At 67.9% G+C, this 17104-nt stretch carries 15 protein-coding genes; 1 reads left to right on the forward strand and 14 read right to left on the reverse strand.

The genetic code is table 11. The annotated features are described in order from the left end of the window. Positions 1-85 precede the first annotated feature (85 nt). The 14 genes from DX912_RS07525 to DX912_RS07590 form a co-directional block, all read right to left on the reverse strand. Positions 86-2638, reverse strand: a complete 2553-nt coding sequence (locus DX912_RS07525) for a fimbria/pilus outer membrane usher protein (protein WP_115841882.1) — start codon at positions 2636-2638, stop codon at positions 86-88. Between the two features lie 147 nt (positions 2639-2785). Beyond that, the gene (locus DX912_RS07530; RefSeq protein WP_232338468.1) at positions 2786-3511 is read right to left on the reverse strand and encodes a fimbrial biogenesis chaperone; all 726 of its coding nucleotides are present in this window, start codon (positions 3509-3511) and stop codon (positions 2786-2788) included. 76 nt (positions 3512-3587) lie between these two features. Next, complete coding sequence (locus tag DX912_RS07535; RefSeq protein ID WP_115841883.1) at positions 3588-4157, reverse strand: fimbrial protein; 570 nt, start codon at positions 4155-4157, stop codon at positions 3588-3590. Between the two features lie 286 nt (positions 4158-4443). Continuing rightward, entirely contained in the window at positions 4444-5061 is a 618-nt protein-coding gene (locus DX912_RS07540) for a dihydrofolate reductase family protein (protein WP_115841884.1), read from the reverse strand. A gap of 72 nt (positions 5062-5133) precedes the next feature. Then, a complete protein-coding gene (locus DX912_RS07545; protein WP_115841885.1) occupies positions 5134-5529 on the reverse strand; it encodes a GFA family protein in 396 nt (131 codons plus the stop codon). 108 nt (positions 5530-5637) lie between these two features. Next, entirely contained in the window at positions 5638-7005 is a 1368-nt protein-coding gene (locus tag DX912_RS07550; protein ID WP_147298584.1) for a right-handed parallel beta-helix repeat-containing protein, read from the reverse strand. 394 nt (positions 7006-7399) lie between these two features. Next, positions 7400-8077 (reverse strand): hypothetical protein, encoded by a 678-nt coding sequence (locus DX912_RS07555; protein WP_115842074.1) that lies wholly within the window; start codon positions 8075-8077, stop codon positions 7400-7402. A gap of 194 nt (positions 8078-8271) precedes the next feature. Next, positions 8272-8532, reverse strand: coding sequence for a hypothetical protein (locus DX912_RS07560; protein ID WP_115841887.1), 261 nt, complete (start codon positions 8530-8532; stop codon positions 8272-8274). A 353-nt stretch (positions 8533-8885) separates the two neighbouring features. After that, positions 8886-9197 carry a hypothetical protein gene (locus DX912_RS07565; protein WP_115841888.1) on the reverse strand — a complete coding sequence of 104 codons (312 nt, stop codon included), beginning with the start codon at positions 9195-9197 and terminating at the stop codon, positions 8886-8888. Between the two features lie 309 nt (positions 9198-9506). Then, positions 9507-10910 carry a glycosyltransferase family 2 protein gene (locus tag DX912_RS07570; RefSeq protein ID WP_115841889.1) on the reverse strand — a complete coding sequence of 468 codons (1404 nt, stop codon included), beginning with the start codon at positions 10908-10910 and terminating at the stop codon, positions 9507-9509. After that, positions 10907-11995 (reverse strand): HEAT repeat domain-containing protein, encoded by a 1089-nt coding sequence (locus DX912_RS07575; RefSeq protein ID WP_115841890.1) that lies wholly within the window; start codon positions 11993-11995, stop codon positions 10907-10909. The genes DX912_RS07570 and DX912_RS07575 overlap by 4 nt, the downstream gene beginning before the upstream one ends. A 2-nt stretch (positions 11996-11997) precedes the next feature. Continuing rightward, positions 11998-13125 (reverse strand): YaiO family outer membrane beta-barrel protein, encoded by a 1128-nt coding sequence (locus DX912_RS07580; protein WP_147298586.1) that lies wholly within the window; start codon positions 13123-13125, stop codon positions 11998-12000. A gap of 41 nt (positions 13126-13166) precedes the next feature. Next, positions 13167-13550 (reverse strand): response regulator transcription factor, encoded by a 384-nt coding sequence (locus tag DX912_RS07585; RefSeq protein ID WP_115841892.1) that lies wholly within the window; start codon positions 13548-13550, stop codon positions 13167-13169. After that, the gene (locus DX912_RS07590; RefSeq protein WP_233433536.1) at positions 13547-16300 is read right to left on the reverse strand and encodes a CHASE3 domain-containing protein; all 2754 of its coding nucleotides are present in this window, start codon (positions 16298-16300) and stop codon (positions 13547-13549) included. Before DX912_RS07590 ends, DX912_RS07585 begins: the two co-directional genes overlap by 4 nt. Before the next feature lie 324 nt (positions 16301-16624). On the opposite strand from DX912_RS07590, the gene DX912_RS07595 reads away from it, so the two are divergent. Further along, positions 16625-17098 carry an Hsp20/alpha crystallin family protein gene (locus tag DX912_RS07595; protein WP_115841894.1) on the forward strand — a complete coding sequence of 158 codons (474 nt, stop codon included), beginning with the start codon at positions 16625-16627 and terminating at the stop codon, positions 17096-17098. Positions 17099-17104 lie beyond the last annotated feature (6 nt).

Here is a 17104-nt window from a genome sequence, read left to right on the forward strand (position 1 = left end):
GGCACCATGGCGCGCGATGTGATGGCTTGGGGCGCTCCCGTGCAGACGCATCGGAGGCAGGAGTTCGGGACGCTGTTTCGTGTAGTCAGCGCGCATGGCAGCTACCTGCGACGACGTTCAGGCCGGCAGCGTTTGCTTTCGCGTTGGCCGGCTGCCAGTCGAGCGCGCACTGGCCGCCGTCCCAGTCGATCGTGAGCGCGACGGAGTTGTCGTCCGGCAGCCGCACGAACGCCTGGCCGTTCTGGCCGACGTAGCCGACGACGCCGCCGCTCGCGCTCTTCACTTCCGAACCAAACGGCAGCGGCTTGCCGTCGTCGCGCGTGGTCTGGATGACGTAGGCGCTGCCGGTCTTCGTTTCGAACGACACCGGGATGATGGCGCCGGCGCGCGGCACGACGGTGGCGCGCGTCTGTTCCAGTTCGACGTCGTACGAGATGCCCTTGGGATCCAGCGACACTTCGTTGAGGCGGTACGGCATGAGGCTGTTGGTGATGGCGTACCCGCGGCGGTCGATCTTGCCGATGCCGTCGCCCAGGCGCGCGCCCTTGGCGCCATCGGCGTGGAGGATCGCCATCGTCTCGCCCAGCGACGAGGCCAGCGTGACGCCGCCCGGATGCACGACCAGGCCGCCCTGCGCCGACACGCTCTGCGAGCGCGTGCCGGTGCCCTGCGTGTAGGAGCCATTGACCGATCCGTATGCACCGCGCCAGCCGCCGTAGAGGTTGACGGTGTCGTCGTTCTGGTCGCTGAAGTTGCCGGTGGCGCCGTAGCTGTACTGGTAGCGGTCGCCGGCCACGCCGGCCACGCCGGCCTGCACGCGGTTGCCCTGCGTGTCGTGCGCGGTGCCGACGTTGAGCACCGGCGCGCGTACGCTGCGGTCGTTGCCCAGCGGCACCGACAGGGTCATGCCGTAGGTGGTGTCGTAGCTGCCGTCGTTGATGCGCGAGCGGCCCGCGTTGACGCCGAAGTTCGCACGGCGCCAGCGCGCCGACCAGCCGAGCTGGTAGCTGGTGTTGACGTCGCGACCGGACCAGTAGTCGTGGCGCGAACCGGTCAGGCTGAGCGAGCCGGCGCGGCCGAGGCTCTGGCTCATGCTCACGGAGAAGCGGTTGCGCTCCACGCCGGAATCCTTGAGCAGGCCGTTCATGCCCTGGTTGCGGATGAGGTCGTCCCACTGCGCGGCCTGCGACAGGTCCGCGTAGCCTTGGCTCGAATAGCGGTACGCGGCCAGCGCGAAGTTGGTGTTCGTCGACGGGATGTTCTTGTTGTACGTGGCGCGCGCGGAGTAACCCGACTGGCTGCCGCGGTCCTCGCTGAAGTTGACGCGCGAACCGGACACGTCCACCGACACGGCACCGATCGGCGTGTTGAACGCCGCGCCGACCACCGCGCTGCGATACAGGTCGCCATCGCTGGCCTGCAGGCCGGCATAACCGGTGAGCCAGTTGTTGATGCCGCGCTGGTAGGTGGCTTCGACGAACTTCGGCGCATCGGTGAGGTTCTGGTCGCGCAGTTCGCCGGCGATGGCCGAATAGCGCCACGAACCCGGACGCAGCAGGTTCGGCACGGCCGCGAACGGCACGTTGAACGAACGCTGGCGGCCGTCGGCTTCGGTGACGACGACTTGCAGGTCGCCGCCGTAACCGGCCGCGGGCAGGTCGCTGATTTCGAACGGCCCCGGCGCCACGCTCATCTGGTAGATGACGTAGCCGGCCTGGCGGATTTCCACCGTCGCGTTGGTTTCGGCCACGCCGCGCACGATGGGCGCGTAGCCGGTCATCGAGTCGGGCAGCATGCGGTCGTCGGTCGCCAGCGACACGCCGCGGAAGCCGACCGAATCGAACAGCTGCCCCGAGGTGAACGTGTCGCCGACGGTGAGCTGCGACTTCAGGCGATCGACGTCGTGCTGCGCGTAGGTGCTGATGTTGGTGAAGTCGGAACCGCCGCGCTGGTTCCAGCTGTAGTACGACTGGTTGCGCACGCGCCAGCCGGCGACGTTGAGGCCGGCGTTGAGGCCGAGATAGCCCGAACGCGTGTTGCCGCCGAAGTCGTTGTCGGTGTTGGTGACGTTGGCCGAGTAGCCGAGCGTGAACGCGGTGACGCCGTCGTCCCACAGCTTGGGGTCGACATAACCGCGCGCACTGCGGCGCAGATAACTCTGCGGGATCGACAGGTGCAGGCCCATGTCGCCCGCGTCGGCATGCACGCGCGCATCGGCGATGAGTTCGCGCAGGTCGAGGCAATCGCCGTCGAGCGCGTGGCCTTCGGCTTCGAGCTTGGTGGTGTCGATGCCGGCGGCGACGAGCAGGTTGAGGTCGAAGCAGGCCTGGATGTCGTTGTTCGCCTCGCGGAACGTCACCGTCTCGCGCGAGATGAGCGCGTCGTTGACGTAAAGGTCGACCGACTGCTGGCCGGGCAGGATCGGGTTGCCGCGCTCGAAGCGCGAGAGGTCCGCGCTGGCGCTGCCGCTGAGGAAGGCCGAGGTGAACTCGACGTTCTGCGGTTCCGGCGACGGATCGGGCGCCGGCGCGGCAAGCGCGATGACCGGTGCCGTGCCCAGCACCGCCAGGATCGACACGGTGAGGTTGCGGCGGTACGCGGCCGGCGTGGAGCGCGAAAGGGAAGCGATGCGGGACATTGCGGATACCGTTGATCTGGGTGCCTCCCGCTGCAGCGGCAGGCGCCGCGCTTTTCGAGGGGCAAGACGTTCCCGTGCGCCTCGCGAACGAGGCGCCTGGAGTGCGAATCGGTGGATGCCGGTGTTAGCGGCGGAGCAGCTCGGGCGTCAGCGCGTGTACGCCGCTTCGCCGTCGAGGTAGGCGCCGTAGTCGTCGATGGCGCGATAGACGAGGCGACCGGCGTCGTTGCCGCCCTTGATCGGGAAGGTCTCGCGCCCCTTCGCCGGGCACAGCCCGCCCTTGCCGATGGACGGATCGGCCGGTGCGCCCTTCAGGCGGACGTCGGCGATGGACACGTTGAACGGCGTGCCGTTGGTGCACTCCATCGCCATGCCGTCCTTGTCGTGCACCAGGCGCCAGGTGACCTGGCCGATCGCGCTGGCGGCGTCGCCGGTCAGCCCGGTCGGGCGATAGAAGATCTTGACGCGCGTGCGCACGGCGAACTGCAGGTAGCTGCGCGTGTCGGACGACGGCTTCGGCGGGATTTCCAGCACGTTGAGCCAGTAGACCGATTCGCGATCCTGCGGCAGGTCGCCGCCGGTGAACATGATGCGCAGCGTCTGGCCCTTGCCCGGCTCCACGCGCGACAGCGGCGGCGTGAGCAGGAACGGCGCCTTGGCGGTTTCGGCCGTGGCGTTGGCGTCGCCGTCGTCGATCCACGACTGCACGATGCGCGGCGTGTCGCCCTTGTTGTTCATCGTGACGGTGACTTCGCGCTCGGAAGCGGGATAGATCACGCGCGTGCCGACCAGCGAGATGCCCGCCTGTGCCGACGAGAAGCACCCGACCGCCGTGAGCATCAGCGCAAGGGTGGTGCGATGGAGGAGTTTCATGGGGGAGGTCCGGAGCAGGCGTGCGGAAGAGGGGGTGATGCCGGACGTGCCGGCATCACCGGGTACTGCGGATGGATCAGTACGAGACGGTGTAGGTCACGTACGTGTTGACCGTACCGGCGGTGGCGCCGCCGTTCTTGCTGAAGTACTGCGCTTCGTACTTCAGGACGCCCGGCGTGCCCGCAGCCGGCGTGGCGGTCGGGTTGTTGGCACCGGTGACCAGGTTGATCGCGGCGGTGGTGTCGCGGTTGAGCAGGCGCACGCCAACGTTGGTGGCCGTGCCCGTGGCGGAGTTGTCCAGGAAGCCATCGGCGTTGATCAGCGAGCCCGGCGCGCCGATGTTTTCGAAGATGAGCTTCGTGACCTTGCCATTGCAGCTATCGGAGGCGCCGCCGCCGACGCTGATGTCGAACGCCTTGGTGCCGGCGATGCTGTTGGCGCTGCCCAGCGACGAAGCCATGACCGGATCCAGCGTCACGGTCATGTCGGCGGCGCTACCGGCAGCGCCGGAACCCGGGATCACGTCGCAGGTGCCATCGCGCAGCACGCCGTTGATGGTGATCTTGCCGGTGGCGGCGAAGGCGGACGGGACGGCCGCGGCGGCGACGACGGCGACCAGGGCGGTGGAGAGCAGGGTCTTCTTCATTACGGAGTTCCTGATGTGTGCTTGGGGGATTGGTTGGGCCGCAAGGCCTTGGCCCTAGCGACGGGGTGCATGTTCCTCGTCGCGGCCCGCCCACAACATCGGACAGTTCCGAAATCAATCAGATAAGTCGCCCAACATTGCGTTGGGACAGCGGGCGATCAGGCCTCAACAGCCGACCGCACGGCGGCGCGCCTTGCCTTGGCTGCGCCGCGCCGGCAGGAAAGTTTCACGCCCGGGAAATGTCGCGTGCCGACGGTCGGCGAGCGGGCCGACGCGCCGGGAGGAATCAGGACGCGAACGAACCCGTCCGCACCTCGCCTTCGCGCATGTAGCGATTGACCAGCACGCCGGTGGACGTCGTGCGCGTGGCGTCGAGCCGGAACGCCGACGGCTGTGCGCGATCGTCGAACAACCGCTTGCCCTGCCCCAGCAGAATCGGATGCACGATCAGGCGCAGTTCGTCGACCAGCCCGGCCGCCAGCAGTTGATGCACCAGTTCGCCGCTGCCTTGCGTGACGAGGTCGGGGCCGTCGGTGCGCTTGAGGTCGCGCACGGCCGCGGCGATGTCGGCGCCCAGCGCGCGGCTGTTCTGCCATTGCAGCGTGTCGGCATGGTGCGTGGCGACGTGCTTGGTCGCGTGGTTGAACAGGTCGGCGATGAAGCCGTGCGGCGCGCCTTCGCGCACGTGCGGCCAGTACGAGGCGAAGATCTCGTAGGTGCGACGGCCCAGCAGCAACGCGAACGGCCGCGTGAACACGCCGTCCATCACGTCGCCGGAACCATCGGCATACGGCACGATCCAGCCGCCGTACGCGAAGCCGCCGCTGGTGTCCTCCTCCGGCCCGCCCGGCGCCTGCATGACGCCATCCAGACTGATGAACGCGGCCACGATGAGCTTGCGCATGGGATCACTCCGTGCGGATCGACGCGTCCGCCTGTTCTGATGACGAACGGGGACGCGCGGAATCGACAGCCGTCAGTCGAGCGACTGGATGCCGTCCGGCAACCGCGCCCACGCATGCTTGCGGTCGACATACACCGTCACGGTCGGCGCCGGAAACGTCGGATCGGCGAAGGCGCCGACCGGAATCGTCACGAAGCCGGGAATGGCATCCGCCCGCCAGAACACCGTCGCCCCGCACGTGGGACAGAAATGGAAGTGCGCCGTCGTGCCTTCGTCGCCGGTTCGCGCGAATTGCGTGCTGTCGCCTTCGACGGACGTTGCGTCCTCGGAAAACCGCGCCTGCACGCCGAACGCACTGCCCGTGCGTCGCTGGCAGCACAGGCAATGGCAGATGGACACGCGCACGGGCTCGCCGCGCGCGGTGATGCGCAACTGCCCGCAACTGCATGAAGCGACGTGGTCGGTCATGGCTTTGACTCCCGCGCGGCTTGGCGGCCGCGGCGGGGTCACTCTAGCTGCGTGTGCGCAGGCGATCCACGTCCTGCGCTGCGTCTCGGACGGCCGGCGGCGGGATCGTCAACGCTCGTACGCGCCGATGTCCGGTGCCGGGCCTTTCACTCGCGGGAAGCCCGGTCCGCGCTGGTCGAACTGGCGACCGAGCACGTTGTTGCCTCGATCCAGCGCCGGGCTGTCGGCACGCAGCCTGTGCGTCCGCGTCGGTCCTCCGTTGTCGGCCAGGGGCAGTACCCGCGGGTCGGCAAAGGCAAGCGTGTCCGCCGGCGTCGGCACCTGCGAAGCGCCGATGAGGTTATGGCTGCCGCTTACGGTGCCGTTGGCGATGTCGTATGGCGGCGTGCCCTCGATTCGCCGGTTGCCGGCGACGATGCTGCCTTCCAGCCGCAGCGTCGCCGCATACAGCGCGCCGCGTCCGAAATACTCCGGCGGGTAGTAGTGCCACAGATCGCCTTCCGGATAGTTCTCGACGTTGTCGGTGATCGTGGTGTTGTAGATGGTTACCGTGCCGTTGCTGAACTCCGCGGCGCTGTAGTTGAAGGCCGAGTTGCCCGAAATCGTGCTGTCGGCGACGACGCTGTGGCCGGTGCCCATCACCAGCAGGCCGCCGGCTTCGTTCTCGCGATATCCGCCGAGGAAGTCGCGCAGCACCGCGCGGTTGCCCGAGACGGTCGACTTGTTGAGGTGCAGTACCTGACACGCGATGCCGCCGCCTCGGTTGGCGCTGTTGTCGCGGATCGTCGAATAGCTTGCATCCACTTCCGTGGCGTAGATGCCGCCGCCGTCGCCCGTCACGTCGTGGCCGTACACCTGGCTGCGGTATAGCCTCACCGAGCCGCTGGCGAACACGCCTCCGCCGTACCCGTAGATGCCCGCCTTGTTCTCGAACACGCTGCTGAAATTCAGCACGACGTTGCGCGCCGCGATGCCACCGCCGAAGAGAATGATCGAGGTGTATTCCTCCGAGTAGGCTTCGCAATGGTGCACGCGCGAGTGGAACAACTCGACGGTGCCGTTGGGCGAATGGATGCAGCCGCCTTCGGCTTCATCTTCTTCGCCGGCGACGCGCGACAGGCCATTGCTCACCGATAGCCGCGCGAAATGGAGCGTGCCCGCACCGGTGTGGAGGAACGCACGCCCCTTGCGATTCGCGTCGATGGTCAGCGCCGCGCTGCCCGGCCCGAGCAGCCGGAGATCGTCCTGCGGCACGTCGATGGTCGCGTTGAGCACGATGCTCGAACAGCGCAACGAACGCAGGTCGATGGCATCGCCACTCCCCGCGCTTGCGACTGCAGCCCGCAGGCTGCCCGCACCATTGTCGTTGCAGTTGCCGACCAGTCGCGTGGCTGCGTGGGCGGGGGCGCCCAGCAGGACGGGAGCCAGCACGAGGACTATCGGCGCTGCTGCCAGCGCGAGGTGTTGAAGGCGCATCGATCCACTCCATCCTTTGGTGGCATCGGCGCATCCGACGCCCGACCACTTCGCTTTGACGACGACGCGAAGTGCAGCGGGATTCGACGCCTGCGTCGTGGACGTGACAGTGAAGACGCGAATTGCCTCACGCGCGGATCACACGAGCGGACATGGAGGACGCCTTGCAGCCATTCAGGGCTGCGTGCGCGGGCTCGCCATCGCGAACCAGGTTTCAGGAGGCGGCATGCTTCGAGCCGCGCAGGTGACGTTGGCGGAAGATTCGACGCCCAGGCAAACCGTGGGACCGAACGTCGGAGGAAGACCGCCAGGCGTCGGCACACGAAAAGCGGCCGGATTGCCGGCCGCTACGTTACTTCTCGTCACACGCCCGGGTAGTCCGGGAAAGCGCCGCTTAGCGGCGACGGCGCGTGGTCCCGTCGTCGTGCTGCGCGGTCGCGCGGCTTTGCACGAACTCCGGGAATACCTCGGCGAGCGGCGTCGAGTCCGGCAGGATGTAGAACACGCCGCCCTTCTCGAACGTCGGCCGGATCACCGCTTCGTAGAAGTCGGGCTGCACGTTGATGCAGCCGTGCGTGACGCGGTTGTCGTCCGGCGTGGGCGATGCAAGGCGTTCCGGACGTCGTTCGGCCGGGACGCCGGTCGCCGTCGGGTGCATGGAGACCGCCGAGTCATAATCGACCCACAGCACGCGGCCGGCGTCGGTCGACGGGCCGTAACCGCCTACGAAGCGACCGGCAGGCGTGGTGCGATCGCGGCCCGGAATTTCGCGAAGCGCGAGACCCGCGACGCCGGGAGCGGAATGGTCGCCGACCGCCGATCCGAAGAGCCCGGGCGTGGCGCCGCGAAGGCGTCCGTCACCGCCGAACACCAGGATCTGCGCCGCGGCCTTGTCCATGATCGCGAACGGATAGCCCTGGTTGTCGCCGCTGGCGACGATCCAGCCCGCGAGCTCGGTCACCGTGTCGGACACGGCCTGGTCGGGTGGCAGCTGGTCCATCGCCACCGTGGCCGCCGATTGCTCGGGGCCCTGGGCATGGGCGACACCGCAGATCGCGAACGTCAGCGCCAGCGCGAGCGCGCCGGAAGCGGCGCGGATTGCAGGGTGCATGAAGGTATTGATGGGATACTTCCTTGGGACGAATGCGTCGGTCGACAAAAGAGTCCGGTGGTCAATGAAGACCACCGGATCCTGGGTTCGATCCGTTCGTCACCTTTTGCGTAACTACGCTACGTAGTACGAAAGAGCGATTTACGACTGCGCGATCAACCGCGCGGCTTGCGAGCCGGAGCGGCTTCGAGCTGCTGGACGCGGCCTTCCAGGGCGTCCAGGCGCTGGTTGGCCTGCTGTGCGGACTGGTTGGCCGATTCGGCGCTCTGCGCCGCGCTCTGTACCTTCTGGTCGAGCGAGTCGAGACGCGAGTTGATCGTCGCGAACTCTTCCTTGTAGGTGGCGCAGCCGCCAAGGCCCGCAATTACGACGGCTGCCACACCGAGCTTCGCCAGATTTTGCTTGGTCAGAATCATTCCAATCCTCCTTCGTTGGGATATCGGAAATATCGCGGCGCCGGCTGGAGCCGTGACCCGCCTTCAGCTTGCTTCGCAATATGTAGATGCATCGTGAAGATGCGGGTATCTCGAGGTAGTTAACCCCCTCGAGGGGGGCCTAGCATCGCCCATGCCAGCCATATCTGGCTGAATGTCAGCCATCGGTGAGAAGCGGATGTTCGAAATGAGGCATCGGTCACCCGAGTAACGCCTTGGCGCAAACTTTTTCCTGATGCGCAAGTCGATCGCACGTATCAGCGGCGAGTCAGCACAAGCGCCGACACGAACGCACCACTGCGGCCACACCGGAGCGCTCAGCGCTGGCTCGGTTATTACGCGATGCCGCAGTAGTTCCGGTTTTCCGAGATGTTCCGTTGGCGTGGTCGCTTCGCCCACGCGATTCCCATGCCGAGCATGCTGACCAGAAACATCACGGATACCGTCGCGGCCAATAGCGCGAACGCGATGTCCAACGTGCCCTGCGCGGACCCGACGGCAGAGCCGGTCACGTGCAGCGGCAGGAGGAAAAGACCAAAAAGCGTCGCGCGCATCATGCCCTTCCGGAACCGTCGCATGATTCGCGAATATTCCCGCCCGGTCAGCGGTCTGGAATGCAGGCGATGCATGGACTGGTCGAAGGTCATGTGCTGGCGGTGTATGCAGTCTGTTGCTTGCGGTGTGATGTGGGCGCGATCTTCGTTCCACATGCGAAGCGCCCCCGTCATAACGCACGTGCATGGCGTCCTCCCCACCGTAGCGCGCCGCCGGGCCGGCGCCCTTCGGCAGCTGCGTGGTTGGCCTTGCGTCATCGCCCCTGGGGACGCAGCTCTCTCGCGCCTGTCGTCGTTGCCGGGCGGCGAATTGCAGATGGCGCCGTACTGAATGGGCGCCTGCGGGCGGCTCATTCACTTGCACGGGTCGTTGCGAAGGCGGCGACGCGACGCGATCGTGGGCTACATCCTCCCCCACTGCCCGCTACGCTTCATCGCGCCCCATTGATGCTTGCGCCGCGACATCCATTGCCACATGCCGCGGCAACGCCACAGCGTGTTGAGCTGGCGGTAGCCGAAGTTCTCCAGCACCGCCATCGCGAACAGCCACAGCATGTCGCGGCTGCGGTTGTAGACGCGGAAGGAAAGCGCCTCCAGCAACAGGCCGTTGACCGACAGCAGGATGCCCATGCCGAGCGCGACGGCGATGAACACGGTGAACGCGACCGGCGACACCCAGCCCATGAGGAAGCCGACGATCATGAAGACGTAGCCGGTCAGCTCGATCAACGGGCCGACCCATTCGAACAGCGCCATGAAGGGCCACGCGAGGTAACCCGCCGCACCCGCGCGCCAGCCGAATCGCCACGGCGGATGGAACATCAGGCTTTCGGCCAGGCCGCGCTGCCATCGCGAGCGTTGCCGTCCCAGCGTGCCGAGATCTTCCGGCGCCTCGGTCCAGCAGATGGGATCGGGCAGATAGCGGATGCGGTACGCGATGCGCTTGCGCCGATGCCAGCGGTGCAGCCGCACGACCAGTTCCATGTCTTCGCCGACCGTGTCGGTGCGATAACCGCCGACGGCTTCCACGCGCGCGCGATCGAACAGGCCGAATGCGCCGGAGATGATCAGCACGCCATTCAGCGGCGACCAGCCCAGGCGCCCGAACAGGAACGCGCGCAGGTATTCGATGATCTGCATGCGCGCGAGCAGGTTGCGCGGCAGCCCGGATTTCACCAGGAAGCCGCCGCGCACTTCCGATCCGTTGGCGATGCGCACGGTGCCGCCGGCGGCGACGGTCCTTTCGTCCTCGATGAAGGGCTGCACGATGCGCAGCAGGCTGTCGCGCTGGAGGATCGAGTCCGCGTCGACCGCGCAGAACAGCCGGTTGCGCGCGGCGTTGATGCCGACGTTGAGCGCATCGGCCTTGCCACCGTTCTCCTTGTCGATCACGCGCAGGTTGCCGTAGCGCAGTGAGCGATAGACGCCGCGGATCGGCTTGTGCGGCACCGCGCGGCGCACGACCTCCGGGTGCGGGACGAGTTCGAATTCCTCCACCAGCGCCGCGAGCGTGCCGTCCTTCGAGCCGTCGTTGATCACGACCACTTCGAAGTCCGGGTACTGCAATTGCAGCATCGAGCGCACCGACGTGCGGATCGTCGCTTCCTCGTTGTAGCCCGGCACGAGCAGCGAGATCGCCGGTTCGATGCCGAGGTACGGCGCGTCGGTGCCGTACTCGGCGCGCTGGCGCATGTAGCTGCGCAGGCTCAGCATCGACAGCAGGTTGAGCACGAGGTAGCCGCCGTTGAGCAGCACGAAGTAGCCGATGAAGAACAGCTGCAGGGCGAAGAGGAACTCGCCGCTCATGCGCGACCCGCCCTCATCGCGCGCTCGGCGCGGGCGCGCTCCAGCGCTTCACGCCCGTAGCGATCCTCCACGCGCGGCAGCAGGGATTGCAGCGCGCCGTCGTCCATGCGCGGCAGCGCGGCCAGCGTGTCGGCGACTTCCCGGCGCACCCACCAGCTCTGGTCGGCGAGTGCGGGAAGCAGCACCTCGATGTCGGACAGATCCGCCGACGCCCGCAACGCCTGGGCCGCTGTAAGGCGCACCGCGGGATCCTCGTCGTGCAGCGAACGGACGATCAGCGGCTTGTCGCGCGGATCGCCCAGCTCGCCCAGCGCCTTGAGCGAAGCCTGGCGGTTGCGCGCATCGGCATCGCCCAAGGCGCGTTCGCGCGCCCACGGCGCCGCGCGCACGGGATCGGCGAAGGCGAGCAGCGGCGCGAGTCGGGCCAACGCACGCGCGTCGGCGCGCGCGAGCAGATCGAGCAGCGCGTCGGTGACGGCATCGCGTCCGGCCTGACGGCACAGCGCCACCAGGCGCTGCCCGCCCCAGTGTTCGCCTTCCAGCGCGATCGGCAGCACCGTTCGCGTCGCACGTGGTGCGTCCATCGCGATCAGCGCCTGCGCGGCGGCGAATGCGACGAACGGATTGCGTCCGTGCGCGAGCGGTTCGACCGCGTCCCAGTGCGCGGCGTCGCCGAGATGACGCAGGGTTTCCAGCGCGACAAGTCGATTGCGCACGCCGGGAAACCGCAGCAGTCGCAATGCGTACTCGTCGAGCCCGAGCGAGAGCAGCAGCCGGTTCAGCCGCGAGGTCGCCTCGCCGCGCAGCTTGCGTTGCAGCTTGTTCCACAACATGAGCCACCACAGGCGCCTGCGGCCCCTGGGCGCCGGCAAGTCGCAGACGATGTCGTTGTCCAGGCTCGCCATCGCCATGTGCGGACGCCATTGGCGATCGAACGCCTCGCGGGCACGACGCTGCCGCGTCGCCAGCGTGGAAAGCACCAGCACCTGGAGCAGCACGAGGACCGTGACGACCGCGAGCAGCGAGGCGATCAGGCTGGCCAGCCGGAGCAGCGGATCCACCGGTAGCCAGCTGGTCCATTCCATCGTCAGAAGCGCCGTTCCAGCCCGATGCCGATGCCGCGGCGCGTGTAGAGGTCGCCCTGCTCCACCACGCCGGCATTCCACAGCCACGACCACCGCTGCGCGAAGACGTGGCGCCCGAACAGCACCGCGCCGCGTACGTCGCTCGCGACCACGCCCGTGTCGACCAGCGCCGCCTCACGCCCGAACGCCAGCTGCAGGCCGATCTCGCTGCCGTCGCCGTACGCGCGCGCCAGGCGCACGTCGTGTCCGGGCGAGTGCGTGTCGCGAAGTCGCGTCAGGTTGAACGTGTACGCCGCGCGCCACTGGCTCCAGTAGCGCTCCACGCCCACCGCGAGCCGGTCGACGCGCGTGTCGGGATAGTCGCTCGTGCGCAGGCTCGCGCTCCCGATCCAGCCATGCGCGAAGGTGTGCTGCACGCGCAGGTCCGCGTAGTAGCGCGGCAGGAAATCGGCGTCGGGCACCACGCCCACTTCGGGCTGCAACAGCCAGGTCTCGCCGAGCGGCAGCAACGCACCGGCTTCGATGCCGACGTCGTCGAGGTCGAAGCGCCGGTCGGCGGTGAGCGCGCCGTAGCCACCGAACCTTCCGCGCTGCGAACTCGATGCATCCACGCGCACGCCGCTCCAGTCGTCGTAGGCGCCATCGAGCCAGTCGTGGCGCGCCGACACGGAGACGGTGCGCCGGCGTTCCGGCGTCTGCGGCGCCGCTGCGCGCGGCGCGTCCGTGGGCGACGGCAGCAACGGCTCGGGCGAAACGGCGGCGGCCTGCGCGGCGCGCGCCTGTGCGAGCGCGGGTCCGATGTCCGCGTAGTCCGGCGCGAGGCGCTGCGCGCGCGTGAGCACCTCGATGGCCTCTTCGTTGCGTCCCGCCCAGCCTAGGGCCTGACCGTAACCCAGCAGGTAATCGACGTTGTCGGGCGCACGCGCCAGTAGGCGCTCGTACAGCGGCAGCGCGCGCGTCGGCTCGCCGTTCCATGCATGCGTCCGCGCGAGCAGGAACATCGCGTCGGCATCGTCGGGCGCGATCGCCAGGCGTTGTTCGAGCACCCGCGCGGCGTCGGCGTACTTCCGAAGTTCGACCAGCGCCTGCGCCTGCTCGACCGTCTGCGCGTTCGCCGTGCAGAGGGTCATCGCCAGTCCCAGCACCGAAAGCCGGGCCGCGTCGCGCAACCTCACAGCGATCGCCTCAGCAGACGCCGGATGCGTGCCATCAGTTCCTCGGGCTGGAACGGCTTGGTGACGTAATCGTCCGCACCGATCTCCAGCGCACGCACGATGTCGGCCTCCCGCGCCTTGGCCGTGAGCATCAGCACGGGAACGGAGGTCCACTGCGGCTGCGCGCGGAGGCGTTCGACCAGTTCCAGGCCGTCGCGGAACGGCAGCATGAAGTCCATCAGCACCAGGTCGGGCACCGCGCCGGTCTGGATGCGTTCCAGCCCGGCCCGTCCGTCGGCCAGGTGTTCGACCGTGAATCCGTTTCGCTCGAGCAGGTAACGGACGATCAGTGCGATGTCTTCCTCGTCCTCAATCATCAGGACATGGGCGGCGGAGCTCATCCGGTCTCCTCTTTCTGCGCGCCGCCGGCCGGCCAGTGGCGCAAGGTATCCAGGATCAGGGTCGCAAGCTCGCGGGCATGGTGGCGTGATTTCACCAGCCGGCGCAGCACGGCGCGGCTCTCGGCGAGGCCGCCGTCCTGGGCGGAAAAAATGATCACCGGCGTGGGCGGCCGGGCGCGCGCGAGTTCCTCAAGCAGTTCCGATCCATCGCCGTCGGGCAGCTTCAGGTCGAGGATCACCAGGTCGTGGCGTCGCTGCGAAAGCTGCTCGCGCGCCTGCGCCAGCGAACCGGCCGCGTGCAGGTTGAGGCCGTGGCCCTGCAGCAGCGCGCGCAGCAGCTCGCAGACGTCCTCGTCGTCCTCCACGTGCAGGACTTCGAAGCGCCGGGACGGATCGCGCAACGTGGTGCGCACCGTTTCGGCCACCTGCTCCGGATCCAGCGGCTTGCCGAGCCAGTCGACCACGCCGACGGCGCCGCCGCGCAATCCGTCGGAGTCCACCGAAGGCGGACGTATTCCCAGCAGCAGCACGGGCAACGAGCGGAACTCCGGTTCCGAGCGCAGTTCACGCAGCACGCCGCGCGCGGACGTGCCCGCCGATCCCAGGTCGATCGCCAGCGCCTTCGCGTTGGGCGATTGCAGCAGTTCGCGCGCCCGCGTGATGTCGTTGGCGAGCAGTGTCCGGTAGCCGTGCTCGCGCAGCACGCGCGCGAGTTCGTCGGCCAGCGCCGATTCGTCCTGCAACAGCACGACGTACGGCGTGAGGTCGTCGGCCGTGTTGGACGGCGCGGGATCGTTCAGGCGCATCGCTTCGGGCAACCAGACGAAGAAGCGCGTGCCCTGCCCGGTTTCGGTCTCGAAACCGATGCGCCCGGACATCTTCTCCACCAGCGACTGCGTGATCGCCAGGCCCAGGCCCGTTCCGCCGCGACGCCGGACGTCGGACGCGTCGGCCTGCGCGAAACGTTCGAAGACGCGCGGACGGAAGTTTTCGGGGATGCCTTCGCCGTGGTCGCGCACGTCGATCTGCAGGCCACCATCGCGACGCGTCACCGACACCTCCACGACACCGCCTGCATGCGAATGCTTGATCGCGTTGGACAGCAGGTTCGCCATCACCTGCGCGAAGCGGTCCACGTCGACCTCCACGACGCCGTCGTCGCCGGGGCCGAACTCGACCGTCACCTCGAACTCGCGCGCATAGGTCGCGATCTGGTCGATCGACTGCGCCACCATCGCGCGCAGCGGCAAGCGGTGCGTCTGCAGCGACAGGCCGCCCCATTGCAGCTTCTCGATGTCGAGGATGTCGTTGATCAGCCGCACGAGGCGTTCGGTGTTCTTGTGCGCGATCTCCAGCAGCGGCCGCACGGAATCGGGCAGCTCGCCGGCGGTCCCGCCCACCACCAGCCCGAGCGCCCCGCGGATCGAGGTCAGCGGCGTGCGCAGTTCATGGCTGATGGTCGAGATGAACTCGTCCTTCATCCGCTCCATGCGCTGCTGCGCGGAGACGTCGATCACCACCGTGAGCACCTGGCGCTGGCCGTCGGAGCGCACGAGTGGGCGCTTGAGCACCTGCATCCAGCGCTCCTGCTCGCGCACGTCGACGATCCGCACGCGATCGGCGCGCCATTCGTCCTCGCCCTGCAGCAGCGCGTCGTCGGCCTGCAACAGCGGTTCGATGATGCGCTGGCCCGCCAGGTCCGACGGGCGGCGCCCTTCCACCTGCGAGGGCGTGAGCCCCATGGTCGCGGCGAACGCGATGTTGCACAGCGTGAAACGCCCGCCCGCGCTGCGCACGAAGACGAGGCTTTCGTCGGAGTCGACGATCGCGCGAAGGAAGTCGTGCTGGTCGCGCAGGGCGCGCTCCTGCACGATGAACTCGGTGACCTCTCGCACGATCGCCAGATGCCCGTCGTCAATGGCGACCAGTCGCGCCTCGAACACCTGCCCGCTGGCCTCCTGCGCGGTGAGCGTGTGCACGGCGCTGTCGGCCTGCACGTGCGGCAAGGCGGAGCGGATCGCGACCAGCAGCGCCGGCGGCAGCGTCGCCCCGTAGTCGCTGGACAGAAGGCGCGGGTTGCCGTTCGTGTCGAACTGCCAGAGCAGGTCGGGAATCGCGTCGAGGATCGCACGCTGCCGCGCCTCGCCCGCGCGCGCCAGATGCAATGCCTGCCGACGCTGCACGAGGCTGCGGTGCACGGACAGAAGCGCCGCGGCGAGCAGCACCAGCGCCACCGCCGTTCCCCACGTGGTCCAACGTCGGAATTCCGCGACGCGGCGTTCGACGGCGCGGCCCTCCACAATCATGCGTTCGCGTTCGGCGGCTTCCAACTCGCCCAGCAGCGAGCGCACGCGATCCATCGCCTCCTTGCCGCCCGCCTGCGCCACGCTCTGTGACGCCGCTTCGAGCCCGGCGCGACGACGCAGGTCGACGTTCACTTTCGCCAGCCGCAGGCGTTCGTCGATGTCGTGGTTGGTCCTGCTCCACCAGGCCGCATCGCGCTGGTTGCCGACCAGCTGGCGCAGCCGCGCACGGCCCTCGACCAGTCGCCGGTTCCCGTCGTGATACGGCTGCAGGAACGCGTCGGTGCCGGTGATCACGTAACCGCGCATGCCGGTTTCCACGTCCTGCAACGCGGACAGCGTGTCCTGCACGGTGGTAAGCACTTCGGCGCTGCGCGAGAAGGCCTGGTTGGATCGAAGCAGGTCCTCCTGCGTCCGCCGCGCCTGCGCCAGCAGCAACAGGATCACCAGCAACGCGAGTCCGAATCCGATGTTGTGTAAGCGAATCCTTGGCTTGCCCACGCCTCGCTTCCCTCGATCGCCGGCGCGTCCACCGGCGGCGCGATCCTGCCATGGCGGCGGTGCCACGGCGGTGAAGGCGCCCGATCGATGAGAGCGAATGCTCAATCGCCCGCCTCGGATACCGTATCGACGTTCGACGCCGCCTCCACGTTGCTAAACCGATTTTCAACGCGTGCATGCCCGTCGTTTGCGGGCCTTGAAAACCATCGGCGCGAACCTACTCCCATCGCCGGACGGAATGACCGTCCCTTGCCAATTGGAGACCCAGCCATGAACGAGATGGTTCGCAATCCCCAGTGGCCCGCGCAGGGATCGATGAAGGATCCGGTCAAGCAGATCTTCGACCGCCTTTTCGAGGGGAGCCTGTTCCAGAACACCGCCGACGAGTCGTCGGTCGTCACCAGCCAATGGGTGCCGCGCGTGGACATCAAGGAAGAAGCCGACCGCTTCCTGCTCTACGCCGACATCCCCGGCGTCGACCCGCAGGACATCGAGGTGCAGATGGACAAGGGCCTGCTGACGATCAAGGGCGAACGCCGCGAGGAGAAGGTGCACGAAACCGAACGGTACTCGCGCATCGAGCGACGACACGGCGTCTTCCACCGCCGCTTCGCGCTGCCGGACAGCGCCGACCCGGATGGCATCACGGCATCGGGGCACAACGGCGTGCTGACCATCAGCATCCCCAAGCGTCCCGAATCGACGCCCCGGCGCATCCAGGTCGGGGCCGTCCTCAACTCCTGAGCCCGG

The sequence above is a fragment of the Lysobacter soli genome (genome assembly GCF_003382285.1).
Lineage (GTDB): Bacteria > Pseudomonadota > Gammaproteobacteria > Xanthomonadales > Xanthomonadaceae > Lysobacter_J > Lysobacter_J soli.

Coding starts and splice junctions, on each gene's coding strand:
- DX912_RS07525 (WP_115841882.1), bottom strand. CDS start 2,638: ATGTCCCGCATCGCTTCCCTTTCGCGCTCCACGCCGGCCGCGTACCGC.
- DX912_RS07530 (WP_232338468.1), bottom strand. CDS start 3,511: ATGAAACTCCTCCATCGCACCACCCTTGCGCTGATGCTCACGGCGGTC.
- DX912_RS07535 (WP_115841883.1), bottom strand. CDS start 4,157: ATGAAGAAGACCCTGCTCTCCACCGCCCTGGTCGCCGTCGTCGCCGCC.
- DX912_RS07540 (WP_115841884.1), bottom strand. CDS start 5,061: ATGCGCAAGCTCATCGTGGCCGCGTTCATCAGTCTGGATGGCGTCATG.
- DX912_RS07545 (WP_115841885.1), bottom strand. CDS start 5,529: ATGACCGACCACGTCGCTTCATGCAGTTGCGGGCAGTTGCGCATCACC.
- DX912_RS07550 (WP_147298584.1), bottom strand. CDS start 7,005: ATGCGCCTTCAACACCTCGCGCTGGCAGCAGCGCCGATAGTCCTCGTG.
- DX912_RS07560 (WP_115841887.1), bottom strand. CDS start 8,532: ATGATTCTGACCAAGCAAAATCTGGCGAAGCTCGGTGTGGCAGCCGTC.
- DX912_RS07565 (WP_115841888.1), bottom strand. CDS start 9,197: ATGACCTTCGACCAGTCCATGCATCGCCTGCATTCCAGACCGCTGACC.
- DX912_RS07570 (WP_115841889.1), bottom strand. CDS start 10,910: ATGAGCGGCGAGTTCCTCTTCGCCCTGCAGCTGTTCTTCATCGGCTAC.
- DX912_RS07575 (WP_115841890.1), bottom strand. CDS start 11,995: ATGGAATGGACCAGCTGGCTACCGGTGGATCCGCTGCTCCGGCTGGCC.
- DX912_RS07580 (WP_147298586.1), bottom strand. CDS start 13,125: ATGACCCTCTGCACGGCGAACGCGCAGACGGTCGAGCAGGCGCAGGCG.
- DX912_RS07585 (WP_115841892.1), bottom strand. CDS start 13,550: ATGAGCTCCGCCGCCCATGTCCTGATGATTGAGGACGAGGAAGACATC.
- DX912_RS07595 (WP_115841894.1), top strand. CDS start 16,625: ATGAACGAGATGGTTCGCAATCCCCAGTGGCCCGCGCAGGGATCGATG.